The sequence below is a fragment of the Bacillus multifaciens genome, assembly GCF_030756675.1.
GTDB classification, from domain to species: Bacteria; Bacillota; Bacilli; order Bacillales; family Bacillaceae_G; genus Bacillus_A; species Bacillus_A multifaciens.
In genome coordinates, this window is the sequence record NZ_JAVBXD010000060.1 from 1 (window position 1) to 17014 (window position 17014).

The 17014-nt window shown below is 37.5% G+C and carries 20 protein-coding genes; 14 read left to right on the forward strand and 6 right to left on the reverse strand.

The features are described 5' to 3' along the window. The 5 genes from Q9306_RS23025 to Q9306_RS23045 all read left to right on the forward strand — a co-directional run. Positions 1 to 549, forward strand: a 549-nt coding sequence (locus Q9306_RS23025) for a sulfate ABC transporter substrate-binding protein (protein ID WP_306202727.1), incomplete at its 5' end; no start/stop codon positions are given. A 226-nt stretch (positions 550 to 775) separates the two neighbouring features. After that, a complete protein-coding gene (cysT, locus tag Q9306_RS23030) occupies positions 776 to 1612 on the forward strand; it encodes a sulfate ABC transporter permease subunit CysT (RefSeq protein ID WP_306202728.1) in 837 nt (278 codons plus the stop codon). Between the two features lie 15 nt (positions 1613 to 1627). Then, a complete protein-coding gene (gene cysW / locus Q9306_RS23035) occupies positions 1628 to 2488 on the forward strand; it encodes a sulfate ABC transporter permease subunit CysW (protein ID WP_306202730.1) in 861 nt (286 codons plus the stop codon). Between the two features lies 1 nt (position 2489). Continuing rightward, positions 2490 to 3563, forward strand: a complete 1074-nt coding sequence (locus Q9306_RS23040) for a sulfate/molybdate ABC transporter ATP-binding protein (protein ID WP_306202732.1) — start codon at positions 2490 to 2492, stop codon at positions 3561 to 3563. 125 nt (positions 3564 to 3688) lie between these two features. Continuing rightward, the gene (locus Q9306_RS23045) at positions 3689 to 4627 is read left to right on the forward strand and encodes an ATP-grasp domain-containing protein (protein WP_306202734.1); all 939 of its coding nucleotides are present in this window, start codon (positions 3689 to 3691) and stop codon (positions 4625 to 4627) included. Positions 4628 to 4659: 32 nt separating this feature from the next. Here Q9306_RS23045 and Q9306_RS23050 read toward each other — a convergent pair whose 3' ends face one another. Continuing rightward, entirely contained in the window at positions 4660 to 5022 is a 363-nt protein-coding gene (locus Q9306_RS23050) for a hypothetical protein (protein WP_306202736.1), read from the reverse strand. Positions 5023 to 5217: 195 nt separating this feature from the next. On the opposite strand from Q9306_RS23050, the gene Q9306_RS23055 reads away from it, so the two are divergent. Then, positions 5218 to 6123 (forward strand): AraC family transcriptional regulator, encoded by a 906-nt coding sequence (locus Q9306_RS23055; protein ID WP_306202737.1) that lies wholly within the window; start codon positions 5218 to 5220, stop codon positions 6121 to 6123. 321 nt (positions 6124 to 6444) lie between these two features. Here Q9306_RS23055 and Q9306_RS23060 read toward each other — a convergent pair whose 3' ends face one another. Beyond that, the gene (locus tag Q9306_RS23060; RefSeq protein WP_306202740.1) at positions 6445 to 7029 is read right to left on the reverse strand and encodes an SCO family protein; all 585 of its coding nucleotides are present in this window, start codon (positions 7027 to 7029) and stop codon (positions 6445 to 6447) included. Positions 7030 to 7182: 153 nt separating this feature from the next. Between Q9306_RS23060 and Q9306_RS23065 the strand changes: the two genes are divergently transcribed. After that, on the forward strand, positions 7183 to 8439 hold the full coding sequence (locus Q9306_RS23065; RefSeq protein ID WP_306202742.1) for a M48 family metallopeptidase: 1257 nt from the start codon (positions 7183 to 7185) through the stop codon (positions 8437 to 8439). 322 nt (positions 8440 to 8761) lie between these two features. Continuing rightward, positions 8762 to 9196: an ester cyclase gene (locus Q9306_RS23070; protein WP_306202744.1), complete on the forward strand. Its 435-nt coding sequence runs from the start codon at positions 8762 to 8764 to the stop codon at positions 9194 to 9196. Between the two features lie 56 nt (positions 9197 to 9252). Here the strand turns inward: Q9306_RS23070 and Q9306_RS23075 are convergent, their stop codons facing one another. After that, positions 9253 to 9804: an NAD(P)H-dependent oxidoreductase gene (locus Q9306_RS23075; RefSeq protein ID WP_306202763.1), complete on the reverse strand. Its 552-nt coding sequence runs from the start codon at positions 9802 to 9804 to the stop codon at positions 9253 to 9255. 173 nt (positions 9805 to 9977) lie between these two features. Between Q9306_RS23075 and Q9306_RS23080 the strand changes: the two genes are divergently transcribed. From Q9306_RS23080 to Q9306_RS23090, 3 genes are all read left to right on the forward strand, one after another. Beyond that, a complete protein-coding gene (locus tag Q9306_RS23080; protein ID WP_306202746.1) occupies positions 9978 to 10316 on the forward strand; it encodes a winged helix-turn-helix transcriptional regulator in 339 nt (112 codons plus the stop codon). A gap of 130 nt (positions 10317 to 10446) precedes the next feature. Continuing rightward, on the forward strand, positions 10447 to 11442 hold the full coding sequence (locus tag Q9306_RS23085) for an alpha/beta hydrolase family protein (RefSeq protein WP_306202748.1): 996 nt from the start codon (positions 10447 to 10449) through the stop codon (positions 11440 to 11442). A gap of 158 nt (positions 11443 to 11600) precedes the next feature. Continuing rightward, positions 11601 to 12314: an SDR family oxidoreductase gene (locus tag Q9306_RS23090; protein ID WP_306202749.1), complete on the forward strand. Its 714-nt coding sequence runs from the start codon at positions 11601 to 11603 to the stop codon at positions 12312 to 12314. 274 nt (positions 12315 to 12588) lie between these two features. Here Q9306_RS23090 and Q9306_RS23095 read toward each other — a convergent pair whose 3' ends face one another. From Q9306_RS23095 to Q9306_RS23105, 3 genes are read right to left on the reverse strand one after another with little or no spacing between them, the layout of a single operon-like run. Then, a complete protein-coding gene (locus tag Q9306_RS23095) occupies positions 12589 to 12732 on the reverse strand; it encodes a hypothetical protein (protein WP_306202751.1) in 144 nt (47 codons plus the stop codon). A gap of 27 nt (positions 12733 to 12759) precedes the next feature. Beyond that, positions 12760 to 13338, reverse strand: a complete 579-nt coding sequence (locus tag Q9306_RS23100) for a nucleotidyltransferase family protein (protein WP_306202753.1) — start codon at positions 13336 to 13338, stop codon at positions 12760 to 12762. Next, positions 13335 to 13802: a VOC family protein gene (locus tag Q9306_RS23105; RefSeq protein WP_306202755.1), complete on the reverse strand. Its 468-nt coding sequence runs from the start codon at positions 13800 to 13802 to the stop codon at positions 13335 to 13337. Before Q9306_RS23105 ends, Q9306_RS23100 begins: the two co-directional genes overlap by 4 nt. 79 nt (positions 13803 to 13881) lie before the next feature. Between Q9306_RS23105 and Q9306_RS23110 the strand changes: the two genes are divergently transcribed. From Q9306_RS23110 to Q9306_RS23120, 3 genes are all read left to right on the forward strand, one after another. Further along, on the forward strand, positions 13882 to 14745 hold the full coding sequence (locus tag Q9306_RS23110) for a YtnP family quorum-quenching lactonase (RefSeq protein ID WP_306202757.1): 864 nt from the start codon (positions 13882 to 13884) through the stop codon (positions 14743 to 14745). 461 nt (positions 14746 to 15206) lie between these two features. Then, entirely contained in the window at positions 15207 to 15854 is a 648-nt protein-coding gene (locus tag Q9306_RS23115) for an ABC transporter permease subunit (RefSeq protein WP_306202759.1), read from the forward strand. Continuing rightward, complete coding sequence (locus Q9306_RS23120; RefSeq protein WP_306202761.1) at positions 15844 to 16890, forward strand: ABC transporter permease subunit; 1047 nt, start codon at positions 15844 to 15846, stop codon at positions 16888 to 16890. Before Q9306_RS23115 ends, Q9306_RS23120 begins: the two co-directional genes overlap by 11 nt. Positions 16891 to 17014 lie beyond the last annotated feature (124 nt).

The following is a 17014-nucleotide window of genomic DNA, read 5'->3' on the forward strand; positions in this document are numbered from 1 at the left end:
GTCGTAACTACCATTATACAAGAATTTGGGGAGGTACTCCTTTTTTGTGTGCTCAAAACCATTGGTATATCAGGGCTGAAAATTATGAAATTGATTCAATTATATAAAAATGTAGAAGTGCTGGACTCCGGAGCGCGCGGGGCAACGACTACTTTTGTAGAGAAAGGAATTGGGGATGTTCTTATTGCTTGGGAAAACGAGGCATTACTATCACAAAAAGAACTAGGGAAAGACAAGTTTGAAATTGTGACACCATCGATTAGTATCCTGGCGGAACCTCCAGTAGCTGTCGTGGATAAGGTTGTCGATAAAAAGGGAACGCGTAAAGTAGCTGAGGCATATCTCGAGTATTTATATACAGAGAAAGGGCAGGAGATTGCGGCGAAAAACTTTTACCGTCCTCGCGAACAAAAGGTAGCTGAAAAATATGCATCGCAATTCCCGAAAGTGCAATTGTTTACAGTTGATGAAGTGTTTGGTGGATGGAAAAAAGCACAAGAAACGCATTTTAATGATGGTGGTGTCTTCGATAAAATCTACCAAAAATAATAGAAGTATATATATTCATTTTTCAACATTTAAGTCGCTGCTAGGCAGAATACAACATAACTGCTACTTGCTTGGTCCTTTTGTTTTAAACCTTGCATGTGGTAGGAAAAGGCCCTGACCGTTTCTATGCATAGTCAGATGCTCTCGCCCGCCTAAAAAGAAAGAGGGTTTTTATGTTGGTTTTTTAATTTGTATTTATATAGATGACGTAATGAGGTGAAAGAATGTGAGGAAGAAGAGTAGGAAGCAAGTTTTACCCGGGTTTGGACTTTCGCTTGGATTTACGATGTTATATGTAAGTTTATTTGTCTTAATCCCATTATCTATCGTGTTTATCCAAACTTCTCAGTTAGGTTGGAGCAAATTCTTTCAAGTGATTACAAGTGAAAGAGTATTGCATGCGTATCAAATTAGTTTTACAACGTCACTCGCAGCGGCGCTTGTAAATGTTTGTTTTGGTCTATTAATCTCATGGGTACTTGTTCGATACTCGTTCCCAGGAAAGCGGCTGCTCGATGGGTTAATTGATTTACCTTTTGCTTTGCCAACTGCGGTTGCGGGTATTACGCTTACAACTTTGTATTCGCAAAACGGCTGGATTGGAAAAATTTTTGATGCGTTTCATATCAAGATAGCTTTTACACCACTTGGAATTATCGTAGCTTTAACTTTTATCGGATTGCCCTTCGTTGTACGTATGGTGCAACCTGTTTTGCAAAATCTGGAGAAGGAAGTAGAGGAAGCGGCTGCTAGTTTAGGAGCTTCACGTTTACAAGTATTTTGGAAGGTTGTGTTTCCAGAGATTTTGCCAGCTTTATTAGCGGGATTTTCGTTAGCTTTTTCAAGAGCACTCGGAGAATACGGATCGGTTGTCTTTATCGCGGGAAATATGCCGCTTAAAACAGAAATTGCACCGCTGATGATTATGACGAAACTTGAGCAATACGATTATGCAGGTGCAACAGCTGTGGCAGCGGTCATGCTGGTTGTCTCTCTTTTCTTCCTGTTTACGATTAATCTCATTCAGAGCTGGAGTCAAAAACGCGGGTTGCAAAATGAATAGAAAGGGGAGGAAAGGATGGAACCGTCATTCGCGAAACCGATTAAACAAAAAGCAGTGCAGACACCGGTAGTTACGACAGAATCGAAAGTGATTCGTATCATTTTCATTGCGGTTACTGTTATCTATTTATCTATATTTCTTTTGTTGCCGTTAGTGACGATTTTTATGAAGGCATTTGAACGTGGAATCAATGTATACATTGCCGCTATTACAGATAGCGAGGCAATTTCTGCGATTCGTCTCACAATTATTGTGGCCCTTATCGTTGTTCCGCTTAATACGATATTTGGCGTGGCAGCAGCGTGGCTGATTACAAAATTTCGCTTTCGAGGGAAACAGTTTCTTTTATCACTCATTGAACTGCCTTTTGCTGTTTCGCCGGTTATTGCCGGGTTAGTTTTTGTATTACTATTTACGCCTCGCGGTGGACTAGGAGCGTGGCTCATGGAGCATGGTGTGCAGCTTATTTTTTCTGTGCCTGGTATTGTAATTGCTACTGTGTTTGTCACATTCCCCTTTGTCGCACGTGAATTGATTCCTGTTATGGAGGCGCAAGGCACAAGTGAAGAAGAAGCTGCTTTATCGCTAGGAGCAAGCGGCTGGAAAATGTTCTTTCGGGTTACATTGCCAAATATAAAATGGGGTTTACTCTATGGCATGATTTTATGTAATGCCCGTGCAATAGGAGAGTTTGGAGCTGTTTCTGTTGTGTCAGGACATGTGCGAGGCGTTACGAATACAATGCCGCTTCATATTGAAATTTTATATAACGAATATCAATTTTCCGCTGCGTTTGCGGTTGCGTCATTAATGTCATTGCTTGCGGTCGTTACGTTAATTATAAAGAACTGGATTGAATGGAAAGGAAGGCATTAGGATGAGTATTCACATTCAGAATGTATGGAAACAATACGGTACGTTTCAAGCTTTGCAGCAAATTAACTTAGAAATTCCGAAAGGGGAACTTGTTGCGCTGTTAGGTCCATCTGGTTCCGGGAAAACGACGTTATTACGAATTATTGCCGGGCTAGAACAAGCGGATCAAGGGACGATTTTATTCGACGGAGAAGATTTAACAGATATTCATGTGAAAAATCGGCAAGTCGGTTTTGTGTTTCAGCATTATGCCCTGTTTAAACATATGACTGTATTTGAAAATGTCGCGTTTGGATTAAAAGTCCGCAAAAAGAAACTAAGACCGTCCGCGGCAGAAATAGAAGAAAAGGTACTTGAGTTATTAAAACTTGTGAAGATGGATGGGTTTGCAGCGCGTTATCCTGCGCAGTTATCTGGTGGACAGAGGCAACGGATTGCGTTAGCGAGAGCTTTAGCAGTTGAACCGAAAATTTTGCTGCTTGATGAACCATTTGGTGCATTAGACGCAAAGGTACGTAAAGAATTGCGGAGATGGCTCAGGAAATTGCATGATGAGTTTCAAATTACGAGTGTGTTTGTGACGCATGATCAAGAAGAAGCGTTGGATGTTGCGGATCGCATCGTTGTCATGAACGAAGGGCGCATTGAACAAATGGGGACGCCAGAAGAAGTGTATAATAGTCCAGCTAGTCCATTTGTATATGATTTTTTAGGGAGTGTAAATTTATTCCACGGTCGTGTTCAGAAAGGAAAATTGAATTTAGGTTCTATCGAATTAGAAGCGCCGGAGCATGTGCATATTTCCGATGCCGACGCCGTAGCATATGTGCGGCCTCATCATTTATCTATTACACGAACAAAGCAAAGCGTCGATGCCATTCCAGCGAAAGTTACTTACACACATGCTGTTGGCCCTGTTGTATATATTGAATTAAAACGTGATGACGTAGATGAATATTTAGAAGCAGAAGTGAGTAAAGAGCAATTTGAGCAGCTTAAGATTCGAACAGGCGAAGTTGTATATGCACATTTGAAGGAAGTGAAGGTGTTTGTACCGGAGGACTTTGTTATTTAGTAAGAAAACGAAAGGCGCTTCGTGTCGTCTTTCGTTTTTTTTTTAGTTGTTGTAAAATTATTATTTTACAGATTAATGAAAATAGTATAATGAGTATAATCACACTTTAGAAAGAAGGTATTCCCTTGAAGAAGATTCACATTATTCATGAAAACACAGAATGGACAAGACATCTAACGAAACGATTGGAAGAACTCGGTCTTCCTTATGAAGAATGGCATTTAGACAAAGGGAATGTGGATCTTTCGTCTGTTCCGCCGAGCGGCGTATTTTATAACCGGATGAGCGCATCTTCTCATACGAGAAATCACCGCTTTGCCCCGGAGTTTACAGGAGCTGTCCTTGCTTGGTTAGAGAGACATAATCGAAAAGTGTTTAACGGAAGCAGAGCACTTCAGATGGAAGTAAGCAAAGTTGCGCAATATATGGCACTGAATGCACAAGGAATCCAAACACCGAAGACAATTGCCGCTGTTGGTAAGGAACATATTATCGAAGCAGCAGCGCAATTTGAAGGACGTCCATTTATTACGAAGCATAACCGCGCTGGAAAAGGATTAGGCGTTCAGCTGTTTCAATCTGTTGCTTCTTTACAAGAATACGTAGAAAGTGCAGCATTTGAAGAGCCAGTAGATGGTATTACATTAATTCAAGAATACATTCAATCTCCAGAGCCTTACATCACACGTTGTGAGTTTGTTGGCGGGAAATTTGTGTATGCAGTTCAAGTCGATACATCGAAAGGCTTCGAATTATGCCCAGCTGATGCTTGTCAAATTGGCGATCTGTTCTGCCCGGTTGGAGAGAAAGCGCCGGAAAAACCAAAGTTTCAAATTATTGAGGGCTTTAACGACCCAATCATTCAAAAGTATGAGGCTGTTTTGGCTGCGAATGATACCGCAATCGCTGGTATTGAGTTCATTCGAAATGCAGATGGTGAAATTTTCACTTACGACATTAATACAAACACAAACTATAATGCTGACGCCGAAGCAGTCGTTGGGAAATACGGTATGTTAGAAATTGCGAAGTTTCTTGGTAGTGAATTAGGAAAAGTAGAATAGATAGGAAGAAAGCTGCTGATGAGGCAGCTTTCTTACATATACTTGATTTGGTAAGCAATATGTAACGGATCTAATGTAAACATTACGATGATAGATGCTAGAATAAAAACGAATAAGCTAAATAGACAATATTTGAATGTGCTCACACTTGTCCTTTTGTAAATGAATTTATTACCGGATATCCCAATTAAAATGATAACCGTAGTAAAAATGATAGTAATAGGAAGAAAAATAATAATTATATCTTCTTCTCCTACCATATCCGATCCATCAAAATATCCAATTATAGCACCTATAATATCAATACATGTAAAAATAAATTTGACAACATAAGGAAATGAGATTGCTAAAAATGAGTTAAGACACACATTTAACAATATAAATAGTAGTCTCAATGTATATACCCTCTTTTCGTATACTTCTTCATAATAATTTACCAGTGAATTGGTAATTTGTCATTATTCTTGTGTTCAAACCCTGAGGGATGAATTCGCTACTTCAAAACAAAATGTATAAAACAAAAGCAAAAAACGTCAAGAAGAAAACGCACGTTCCCTTTATCATAATACATATAAGGCAGGTGAACAGAGATGGGATGTTATGAAATACAAATTCAAAAAGTAATTGATTCTATTGAAGAAGATGTGATGGAAAAGCAAACGTTAGCGAATCTTGCACGTATTGCAGGATTTTCTGAATATCATTTCCACCGCGTTTTTCAAGCACTCATAGGAGACTCTGTGATGGAGTATGTGCGAAAGAGAAGGCTCGCCCGGGCAGCTTATCAGCTTTCTCATACAGAGGGGAAAATTCTAGATATTGCATTAGAGCACGGCTTTCAATCTCATGAAACGTTCACACGCGCCTTTAAAAAGCTGTTTCATATGACGCCGAGTGAATATCGAAAGCAAGAGATTCGAACACCGCTATATTCCAAGGTGAATGTGATGCAGCGAAAATTTAATCCGTATTTAGGGGGAATCAAAATGGAATTTCGTATAGAAACAAAGCCAGCTTTTCAAGTGATCGGGTATGAAATGAAGACAACGGGTAAAGACGGACAAAATCTAACAGATATTCCAGCGATGTGGCAAAATTATTTGCAAAATAATTTGTCGGAAAATATTCCAAACCGTAAGCATACGAATGAGTTCGTCGAGTTAGGGATGTGTACGGATTTTAATTTAGGAACAGGGGAGTTTACGTATATTATTGGGATGGAAGCAACAAGCTTTGATGGTGTATCAAGTGAGCTGGCGTGCCGCACATTTCCTGAAGCAACGTATGCAGTATTTACAACGCCGAAAGTTCCGCATGAAGAGATGGTTCCATCGATTCAGCAAACGTGGAATGCGATCTTTACAGAATGGTTCCCACATTCCGGCTACGAGCACGCTGGTGTTGTAGAGTTTGAATTATACGATGAGCGCTGCCATGCAGATAAACATGATCTTGCACAATTGGAGATTTGGCTACCAGTGCAGAAGAAAAAGTAAAGTAAAAAGAGACTGAGCATTTAGGCTCAGTCTTTTACTGTGTACGCATATCGAACATCGTCGAATGGTCTTTATTCTCTGTCGAATCGCCGATATATTCTAAAAGTCGCCGATAAATGTACCATTTGCGCCGATATATTAAAAAAAGCGCTGATATCGTATTATTTATATGAAACTATTTTGTTTTTTAACATATAAATCGCTGCTATGCAGAATAAAACATGACCTGCACTTGCCCTTAAACTTTGCATGTGGCAGGAAAGGGCCCTGACCGCGTCTATGTAAGGCCAGATGCTCTCGCCCTTCTAAAAGAAAGGGGTTTTACATCGCTTCCTTAATTTTCTCTAACACTTCTTTACTATCAAACCCGCGCTCTCCCATACCGAATACTTCAATTAAACGATTATTTTCATCTAGTAAGTAAGAGTTAGAAGTATGAATGTAAAGGCCACTTCCAGGGTCGCGGTAGCGGAAGTTAAAAGATTCGGCTAGTTGTTTCGTTTCTTCCTCGTCGCCGCGCAGCAGATGCCAACCTGTTGTTTCTTTCATATCAAACGTTTTGGAGTAATGTTCGAGTATTTCAATCGTATCGTATTTCGGATCAATGGTAATCGTAATAAATTCGATTTTTGTGCCGAACACTTTTTGTTTTACAAGTTCATCTCGTAAATGTCTCATTTTGTATGTTGTAATCGGACAAATATCCGGGCATTTTGTATACATAAATTCGACTAATTTTAATTTTTTCGGTAATTGATCAAATGATACTGATGTTCCGTTTATATCTTCCATAACAATCCCCTTTGGTATTTCCGCTGATGCTTTTCGGTAACCGGTAAAATAAAAAATTCCAATTCCGATTGCGATAATAAGTCCTAGCGTAAAAGTAATGTACAACTTCTTCATTCCAATCCCTCCCAATTTTTATTTTATAAGAAAAATCTGAAAAATAAGGGGGGATGAGTGAATATTACATGACATTTCATGTATTAGCTTGTTCTATTTTTCGAGGAACGAACTACAATATTAATAGACAGGCAGCGATGAGGAGGAGAGATCATGCGAAAAGTGATGAGTTGGACACTTTTTTTGTACGCTCTATTTGCATTATTTATATATTGGTACTTATTTGGATGGAATCATGAGATTATACCGGAAGCGTATAAAGGATCGAGTGCAGATCCAGCAACATTTATGAATGCAAGGGAATTGACACTTAGTCAAGATTACTCGCGGGTAAAGAATTTATTATTTTTTTTAGCAACGCCGCTGCAATGGATTGTGTTATTATTTGTCCTCATTTTCGGTGTATCAAAGCGATTTGAAAAATGGGCGAAAGATACAACGAAATTCCGAGTACTACAAATTGCGATTTATTTGTTTTATTTGTCGCTTGTGACAACGGTGCTCGCATTGCCACTGCAATGGATTGGTCATCAAGTATCTGTTGATTACGGCATTTCTACACAATCAACAGCAAATTGGATAAAGGAGCATATACTTGATTTTTGGATCAATTTTTTGCTTATGTTTCTGATTGTGACTGTTCTGCTGTGGCTCATAAAAAAATATCCGAAACGCTGGTGGCTGTATGGATGGGCGCTTTCTGTTCCATTTACGATCTTTTTAACATTCATTCAGCCCGTAGTAATTGATCCACTCTATAATGATTTTTCGACGCTGCATAATAAAGAGCTTGAGAAAAAGATTTTAACATTAGCCGATAAAGCTCATATTCCAACAGAGCATGTGTATGAAGTGGATATGTCAAAGAAAACAAATGCGTTAAATGCATATGTAACTGGAATTGGCTCAAATTCTCGCATCGTTTTATGGAATACGACGCTAGAACAGTTAAAAGATAAAGAGATATTATTTATTATGGCGCATGAAATGGGTCATTACGTGATGAAACATATATATTGGGGTGTTGGGGGTTATATTGTTTTAACTTTCGTTGGCATGTACCTCATTAGTCGCATTATGCAAGTATGTATTCGTAAGTGGGGAGATACACTGCATATTTCTAAAATAGCTAGTTTCTCAGTTTTACCATTATTTTTCCTCGTATCTTCGGTGCTTTCCTTTGCGGTCAGTCCTGCCACAAATTACGTATCACGCATTGAAGAAAGAGCGGCCGATCAATACGCATTAGATATGACGAAGGATAATCAGTCGGGAGTTAAAACATTTCAATATTTATCGAAGACGAGCTTGAGTCAAGTGAACCCGCCGTCCTTGGTGAAATTATTCATGTATACGCATCCGCCAATTTTTGAAAGAATTCTCACGTTTGAGGAATATAAGAAGAAATAGTCGTTAAGATCAAGGCTAAAAATGGAAAAGAACAAGTAATTTTCTAGTATAAAGACTAGGAAGCTACTTGTTCTTTTTTTTGACATATAAGTTGCTGTTATGCAGACTGCAACACCACCTGTACTCGCTTTTTCCCTTTGTTTTAAAACATCGCATGTGGCAGGAAGAGGCCCTGACCGCTTCTATGCACGGCCAGATGCTCTCGTCCTCCCCTAAAAAGAAAGAGGTTTTTATGTCGGTTTTTTAATTTGGATATATATAGAAAAATATTGATGCTATAATGTGAGGGTAAAATCATAACTTGAGAGGGAGCGATTGTGAAATGATGCCTGAAGTTGTAGTCAGAAGATTCTTTGAAGAAATACGTTCAGGACATAATCTACATTTAGTTACAGAGTTTATGGCAGAAAAAGTGTTGGCGCATCAAGTTCAAGCTGAAGATGAAATAACAGTTGAAAGATCTCCTATGGATTATGCAGATCATGTACAAGAGATGTTAGATGCTTATGGTGCATTTACTTTAGAAATTCAAGAGTTGTTATCTCAGCAAGATCGTGTATATGTTCGCTGGAAACAAACAGGTACTCATATTGGCGAAGTTGATGGATTTCAACCAACTGGTCTTCCTATCATTCAATTAGCCAGCGCTGTGTATCGTGTGGAAGATGGGCGAATTGTAGAGTATTGGATTCAAATTGACCGCATTGGTATTACAGCTCAATTGGAAAAGAATCAAAAGCAAGTACATGCAAAATAGAGATACATAGTGAGAGAAGCCCACATTTGAAAGAGCTTCTCTCATATGAAAGTGAATTATAGTGGCAATACTTCTTCTAGATGTGTATGTAGTTCATATACAAATCTATCAATATCCGGATTTTTTATTACATCATAGCAAGCGTAGCTCTTTAACGGTTTCATACCGATAAATTCTTGTGTTCGGTGTAAATGACAGAGTGCTTCTTCCAAACTTTTTCCTCTAAAGAATTGTGTTGAATCGTTAAATGCTTTTTCAGGGGCATTCCATGTCGTTGAAAACATATAATGTTTGTCAGTTAATAAGCCGCCTCTTCCATATTGCTCAGATCCTTTGAAAAATAATCCGTAAGCATACACCTCGTCCATATACGTTTTCAGTAACCCAGGCACATTGAACCAATAGATAGGTGTTTGGAAGATGACAATATCAGCCCATAAAAACTTACTTTGTTCTTCCTCGAAATTGTATCCGTTTTGAATGACTGTTGTTTGGACAGTGTGATTTGCACTTAATACATGTACCATATTGTCCATTAATGTTTTGTTTAGTTTTCCTTCTGCTGATCTATAAGTTTGATGGCCGTTTATAATCAGTATGTTTTTCACACTCATTTTTATAACCTCCTTATTTTGTAAATAGTGTCAGGTGTTAATGATATTGTATATATAGTTAGTTTCTTTTCGGAAGTAGTGATATTTATTTCATATAGTTACCGTAAAGATAGAATTGTGATAACATAAGGAAAATGAATCGAAAAAATTTTTAGGAGTGTGGTTCAATGAGTAACATGGAGCCAATCGAATTAACAAAAGGAACACCGGGGCAGATTTGTCCCATTGCGAAAACACTTGATGTAATCGGGACAAAGTGGACGTTTTTAATTATTCGAGATCTTCTTATTGAAGGAACAATGCGATTTAGCGATTTGCAAAAATCAATGGATGGGATTAGCCCGAAAACGCTCTCGCTTCGTTTGAAGGAACTTGAAGTGCAGGGGATTGTGGAAAGAACGGTATATCCAGAAGTTCCCCCGCGCGTTGAATACACATTAACAGACAAGGGAAAACGCTTAGAACATATTTTCATTGAATTAAAGCGGTTCGGATTAACTTTATAGAAGAAATGATCATTCATGTTGGTAAAGGGAATATGTGTAAAGAAATATAATAATATGAAAAGGGGTGCTTTTTACTTAGCATCCTTTTTTATTTGGTGAAAAAAGAATTTCTTAATAACAGGAGGAAAAAATGAAAAGAATTTTACTCGTGTTAGGAATTGTAATATTGGGAACGGTAGGGTGGATTTTCTACCAAAATTCTTATGATATGAAGCAAGAAGAAGTAACGATTCAAACGAAAGAAAATACATTACACGGCGCCCTCGCTTTACCTAAAGAAAAAGAAAAGCCGGGATTAATTATTTTTGTTCATGGTGATGGACCTGTAAATGCAACGTATGATGATGGCTATTTACCTTTATGGGAGGAATTAGCGAAAAAAGGGTATGCTTCCCTAGCGTGGGATAAGCCTGGCATTGGAAAATCAACTGGAAATTGGCTAGATCAATCGATGGAGGATCGTGCAAATGAAGTAATCGAAGTGATTGAATGGGCAAACAAAAATCTTAATATTGATCCTAAAAAAATAGGTTTATGGGGAGCGAGTCAAGGTGGATGGGTTGTCCCGAAAGTAGCGAATGCTAGTGATGATGTTTCATTTAGTATTTTAGTATCACCTGCAATTAATTGGATTGAACAAGGAAAGTACTATACGGAAAAAAGTATGACTAGTACTGGTGCAACGGAAGAAGAAATTAATCAACGAATGAAAAACAATGAAAAAGTCCTCGAATTACTTTTGAAAAATAGTAATTATGAAGAATACCAAAACGTAACGAACAATAAAGGCGATATCTCTAAAGAAAGATGGGATTTTATTAAAAAGAATGTAAATAGCGATGCAACAAAGGATCTCTCCGAAACAAAAAAGCCTGTTAAGTTAATTGTTGGTGGCCGTGATGAAAATGTAGATGTCAAAAACACGATGGAAGTTTACAAAAAAGAAATACGGAAAGAGCTGTTATCGATATCTTATTTACCAGAAGCAAATCACTCCATGTTGAAACCACAATATGTAAATTCGGAATTTGGTATGTTGGTGAAATCCATTTTTGACCCAAGAGGGTTATTTGACGATGAATATGTGAAGTCGGTTGGTGAGTTTGTCGTTAAAATGAGTAGATGATATGAAGACAGAAAAATTTTTAGAAGTACATCCCTTATAAGAAAAGAAACTTTCTAAAATGTAACTATGTGAATTAAATATCACTACTTCAAAAAAGAAAGTTATAGAATTACAATAACCTCAGCAAAACAAAACAAGAAAAACTGGGGGAATTGAACATGTTACACAATAAAAAAATTGTCATTATCGGTGGTAGTTCTGGAATTGGTTTAGAAACAGCAAGACTTGCACTTATGCATGGTAGCGAGGTTATCATTGCTAGTCGTTCTGAGGAAAAACTGCAAAGAGCAAAGGATCAGCTAGGAGGAAACGTAACAATTCATGTGCTTGACACAACGCAAGAACAACAAGTGCAATCCTTTTTTAAACAAGTAGGCATAATTGATCATTTAGTTGTCACAGCAGCAGAAACATCTGGAGGCTCTTTTATCGATACAGATACAGCCGTGGCACGTCAGTTATTTGAAAATAAATTTTGGGGACAATTTTATGCAGCGAAATATGGTGCACCGTGCATTGCTGGGAATGGCTCTATCACATTATTCTCCGGAGTTGTCGCTTATAAATCTATGATTGGATCGGCGACACTTGGTGCAGTCAATGCAGCTGTTTCCAATCTTGGACAAACGTTAGCACTAGAACTAGCTCCAATTCGGGTAAATGTTGTTTCACCAGGAATTATTGATACACCGTCACGCAGCAAAATGGCAGAAGAAACGCGCAATAAATTTTATACTGACTTAGGAAACAAACTTCCGGCGGGGCGAGTAGGGAAGGCGGAAGATGTAGCTCAAGCTGTACTATATGCTATGCAGAATGGGTTTGTGACAGGAACAGTTCTTCATGTTGAAGGTGGGCATACGTTAATTTAGTTTGTATATATAAATACAAATTAAAAACGCTTTTTTTAGATGGGCGAGAGCGCCTGGCCATGCTCGGAGCGGTCAGGGCTCTTTTCTGCCATAGGCAATGTGAAAACAAAGCGAGAAAACGAGTGCAGATTACTTTTTGTTTTATATAACCGTAATTTGGATGTTGAAAAATCAAAATGGATATATAGAATGGAAGGCGCTATTCTTTTTGAAAGAATAGCGCCTTCCATTCTATATTAACGGGAGGTAAGACTCCACTGATGGAGGTTTCACTTTATTTTTGTTTCATTTCCTCTAACAATTTGATAAGCTGTTCATTTTGTTTCAATTGCTGTTCAGAATTAAGTCTAATTAATCTAAGGTTGTCCCAAATGAATATGAGGAAAACGAATAGAATGAATAAGATGAGGATAGACATTTTGATATACCTCCTAAAATGAGGATTTTAATCCTTTGAACAATCAAAAACCTTTACCTTATTCCATGTCCCCGGCCACTTCTTCTTACGTACCCGTTCTTTATAGATGTGTGCATATTCCTTCGTTTCCTCATAATAAGGAGTCGGCCTTACTTCTAAGTTAATGGCATCTTGCACGCCCCAAGGAGCAGTTAGTACAATTTCATCCCGGTCATTCAATTTCAAACCTAATGCCGTTGCTGTTTCTGGAAATTTTGATATTGCCTCTACTGAAGAAGAAAAGGGCGGCATGTTGCTAATGATGTGCATTCTTGCTTCATTTTTTACAGACCAAGGTACATTTGGAGACATATGCAGCAGTTGTTGTTCGTATTTCTTTTCTTCGCGTTCATCAATATTTTCAGCATCAAAATAAACAACATCAATATCTAGAAGAGGCGTTCTATCTTCAAACCCATGCAGGGTGTCCCATATTTTAGAACGGACAAACCCAGCGCATACCCACCAGTCGGGTAAGTGTAATTGTTTAGCAGTTTGTAATATATCCATCATCCACGGGTCTTCTTTTACTAATTGGATGATGTCTTGTTCGTTTGTTAGTTTCATAGTTGTATTCCCTTCTGATTCTTTGCTATATCCTTCCATTCGCTTAAGTACATTTTTTCTGTTCGATCCAATTCAAAAGGAAGGCGAGCAATTAGTTCTAAGCTATTGCCATCAGGATCGTTGAAATATACAGAGGCATGTGCTTGATTTGGAAATACAATTGGTTCGATAGGCTCCATTCCAAAATCCTTCCGTGCTTGAATTCCTTTTTCGTTTAGCCATTCAATCGCGTGTTCTAAATCATGTAAATCTACCTGAAAAGCGATATGTCTAAGAGAAGGATGGTACTTTGTTTGATATTCGTTTCCTTCCCAAAGTCCTAACCAGCTTTGTCCTTCTATAATCCAAAAGAAAGCGACTGTTTTATCTTTTTTGTATAGCTTTAAGCCTAATGCTTCATAGAATGAGATCGATGTTTTTAAATGACTGACAGGAAGGTGTGCTTCGTATAATCCTTTGATCATAAAAATGGCTCCTTTTTTGTTTTACAGACTATTGTTTTCAGAATTATATGATAACATAAAAGAAAGGGGGATACAAAAAATGGAACATTTGAAAATTGGCGATATACAAGTAACATGGCTGCAAGGAGGAAATACACATTTAGACGGCGGGGCAATGTTTGGCGTTGTACCGAAAGTACTTTGGTCACGCAAATATAGTCATAACGATAAAAATCAAATTTATTTACGAACAGATCCATTGCTGCTGCAAACGAAAGACGGAAATATCCTTATCGATTCAGGGATGGGTAACAACAAAATGGATGAGAGAATGAAGCGAAATCAAGGGGTGACAGAAGAGTCATCAGTGGAACAATCGCTCGCTCAGCTTGGACTAAAAGCAGAAGATATTCAGTATGTATTAATGACGCATCTTCATTTTGATCATGCATCTGGTTTAACGAAATGGGAAGGTGAAAAGCTTGTTCCGGCGTTTCCAAATGCCAAAATATATGTATCACAAACAGAGTGGGATGAAATGAGAAATCCAAATATCCGTTCACGCAATACATATTGGAAAGAAAATTGGGAGCCGATTGTACATCAAGTACAAACATTTACGGAAGAAGTAAGTATCACAGATGAAGTGCGAATGGTTCATACAGGCGGTCATAGTGATGGACATGCTGTTGTTGTTGCGCAAAGTCAAAATGAAACATTGCTTCATTTGGCAGATTTAATGCCAACACATGCGCATCAAAATGTATTGTGGGTTATGGCGTATGATGATTATCCAATGACATCAATTGAGAAGAAACAAAAGTGGATGAAGTACGGTATAGAGCAGAATGCATGGTTTACGTTCTATCATGATGCTTATTACCGTGCAGTGAAGTGGGATGAAGAAGGGCATATGGTAGAAAAAATAGAACGAAAAGAGATAGAAGTGACGAGCGAAGTGTAAGAGGAGAGTAGTGATTATTATAAAGTTATGTTAAAAAACGGTTTTTTAGGATGGACGAGAGGGTCTGGCCATGTATAGAAGCGGTCAGAGCCTTTTTCTGCCACGCGCAAGGATTAAAACAAAGGGAGAAAGCGAGTATAGGTCATGTTGTATTTTACATAGCAGCAATTTATATGCCGAAAAAATTAACATAGATTTATATAGTTAGCTTATTTGATGTTATAAATCATATTGCGAGGAGATTCAAAATGAAGGGGTTTTTTATCGAGAAATGTATAGAATTCTGTATTTGTATCCTTGTTATTATAGCTATTAGTTATGTACCATTTGCGTTTTTGGGGAGGGCCTCCCTTAGCTTTACTACCTTTTTACAAAGACTGTTTACAGATGGGCCTGCTATTCATAACAACCCTATGGATATACCCCAACTACCTTTTTGGAGTATAATTTGGGATCCGTATATGTATTCCGGGACTATTTTACTAGCATCTACTGTTTTAACAGTTGTGATGGCTACCGGTCTTTCTTTTGGGTACGTACTTTCTTCTTTGAAAGTAAAAAAAGCAATTGAACGATGTTTAGTGTTAATTGAATCAATTCCTGATTTGCTATTAATCTTTATGCTGCAACTATTTTTTGTTTGGCTATATAAACAAACAGGAGTCAATTTCGTAAATATTTACGCATTCGGTAGTAAACAAGCTTATTTCTTACCAATTGTAACGATGAGCCTTGTACCTGCTCTTCACTTTTTCCGGATTATGGTTTTATTTTTAGTAGAAGAACAACATAAACCTTATGTAGAATTTGCAAGGGCAAAGGGCCTAGGCAGAAAATATATTTTATTTGTTCACTTATTTCGAAATGTAATCTATCATCTATTCAATCATTTACAATCTACTTTTCTAGTCATGGTTTCAAGTCTGCTGCTTGTAGAGGCTGCTTTCAATATAAATGGATATATGTCTTTTATTTTAAAACCATTAGCATTACAGCCTGTCACGTTTGCATGGTGGATCTTTTTATTATTCATTCCATTTTACACTATTTTTACTCTTGCCCAATTTCAAATAAAGCGTACGACAGGAGGACTTGCAAATGAAAAATAGCATGTTCCGTTCGAAACGTTTTTGGATCGGACTTTCTTTTTTCAGCGGAATTGTGTTAGCTAGTTTTTTATTCACATGGTACGGAAAAGATTTGTATTCTCAGACGCAAGTATTAATAAAAGATGCTGACGGTAACGTTTCGCATAGTGCACCGTTTAATCCTTTATGGATGCCGCCTTTTGGATCGGATCGAAGTGGATACAATTTATTTTTTAAAATCATTATTGGGGCAAAGTTTACGATTTTATTTGTATTTGGAATTTGTTTCATTCAACTGTTAGTAGGAACTTTGTTAGGGAGTTTATTAGCATATACGCCAGATTCATTCCAAAAGCTTATTGAAAAAGTATGTAAGGTGTATTTCTACGTTCCAACAGTTGTTTTGGTTATTTTGTTTATGACGCCACTGATGATCCAAAGTCAGCAGACAGGTTTTCAGGAATCTATTGTTATTAAGCAATTTCTACTTCTTTGCATTGTCACCTTGCCAAATATCATTCTTTATATTAGCCAAGAGATTAATCTTTTTATGAAAAAAGATTATATTACAAACGCGATTGTACTCGGCGCTACAAAAGTACATGTGTTTCGAAAGCATATTTGGCTATTCTTGAAAGAAATTCTTATTATTTTGTTTCTGCAACAAGCTGTTCAATTATTTACATTACTCATACATATGGGCTTTTTTAAAGTATTAATTGGTGGAAGAAAAGTGGTTCAGGATCCTTTCGGAGGTGGCGATACTTTTTTTTCTCTTACAAATGAATGGTCGGGATTAATTGGATTGAACAAAAATGAATTATTAACAGCACCGTGGATTATATTGGCGCCGTTAGTAGCTTTTACAATATCGATTTTTGTTTTAAATTTTATGATTCAAGGAATAAAAGAGCAGTATAATACAAGGTTTATGCCTATTCTACAGAAAAACCAAGATTCATCAGTTGACGAAAAGAAAATGGTACTGTCTATGGATAAATTTCGATTCGCGAACATGAAGCCGCAGTACAAAGGAAAAAATCGTTCATATGAGTAAAAGTATCAGTCTATGTTGACTGATACTTTTCACTTTGTTGAAAAAAGATTCTGTCAAAGAAAATGCCAAATTTCTTTGGCATTTTCTTTGATTTCTATTTGTTTTATAAAGTAGTTTCTTCTAT

What these genes read in the sequence shown, in the direction of transcription:
- cysW (WP_306202730.1), top strand. Translation starts at nt 1,628, where the DNA reads ATGGAACCGTCATTCGCGAAACCGATTAAACAAAAAGCAGTGCAGACA.
- Q9306_RS23040 (WP_306202732.1), top strand. Translation starts at nt 2,490, where the DNA reads ATGAGTATTCACATTCAGAATGTATGGAAACAATACGGTACGTTTCAA.
- Q9306_RS23055 (WP_306202737.1), top strand. Translation starts at nt 5,218, where the DNA reads ATGGGATGTTATGAAATACAAATTCAAAAAGTAATTGATTCTATTGAA.
- Q9306_RS23060 (WP_306202740.1), bottom strand. Translation starts at nt 7,029, where the DNA reads ATGAAGAAGTTGTACATTACTTTTACGCTAGGACTTATTATCGCAATC.
- Q9306_RS23065 (WP_306202742.1), top strand. Translation starts at nt 7,183, where the DNA reads ATGCGAAAAGTGATGAGTTGGACACTTTTTTTGTACGCTCTATTTGCA.
- Q9306_RS23070 (WP_306202744.1), top strand. Translation starts at nt 8,762, where the DNA reads ATGATGCCTGAAGTTGTAGTCAGAAGATTCTTTGAAGAAATACGTTCA.
- Q9306_RS23080 (WP_306202746.1), top strand. Translation starts at nt 9,978, where the DNA reads ATGAGTAACATGGAGCCAATCGAATTAACAAAAGGAACACCGGGGCAG.
- Q9306_RS23085 (WP_306202748.1), top strand. Translation starts at nt 10,447, where the DNA reads ATGAAAAGAATTTTACTCGTGTTAGGAATTGTAATATTGGGAACGGTA.
- Q9306_RS23090 (WP_306202749.1), top strand. Translation starts at nt 11,601, where the DNA reads ATGTTACACAATAAAAAAATTGTCATTATCGGTGGTAGTTCTGGAATT.
- Q9306_RS23095 (WP_306202751.1), bottom strand. Translation starts at nt 12,732, where the DNA reads ATGTCTATCCTCATCTTATTCATTCTATTCGTTTTCCTCATATTCATT.
- Q9306_RS23100 (WP_306202753.1), bottom strand. Translation starts at nt 13,338, where the DNA reads ATGAAACTAACAAACGAACAAGACATCATCCAATTAGTAAAAGAAGAC.
- Q9306_RS23105 (WP_306202755.1), bottom strand. Translation starts at nt 13,802, where the DNA reads ATGATCAAAGGATTATACGAAGCACACCTTCCTGTCAGTCATTTAAAA.
- Q9306_RS23110 (WP_306202757.1), top strand. Translation starts at nt 13,882, where the DNA reads ATGGAACATTTGAAAATTGGCGATATACAAGTAACATGGCTGCAAGGA.
- Q9306_RS23115 (WP_306202759.1), top strand. Translation starts at nt 15,207, where the DNA reads ATGTATTCCGGGACTATTTTACTAGCATCTACTGTTTTAACAGTTGTG.
- Q9306_RS23120 (WP_306202761.1), top strand. Translation starts at nt 15,844, where the DNA reads ATGAAAAATAGCATGTTCCGTTCGAAACGTTTTTGGATCGGACTTTCT.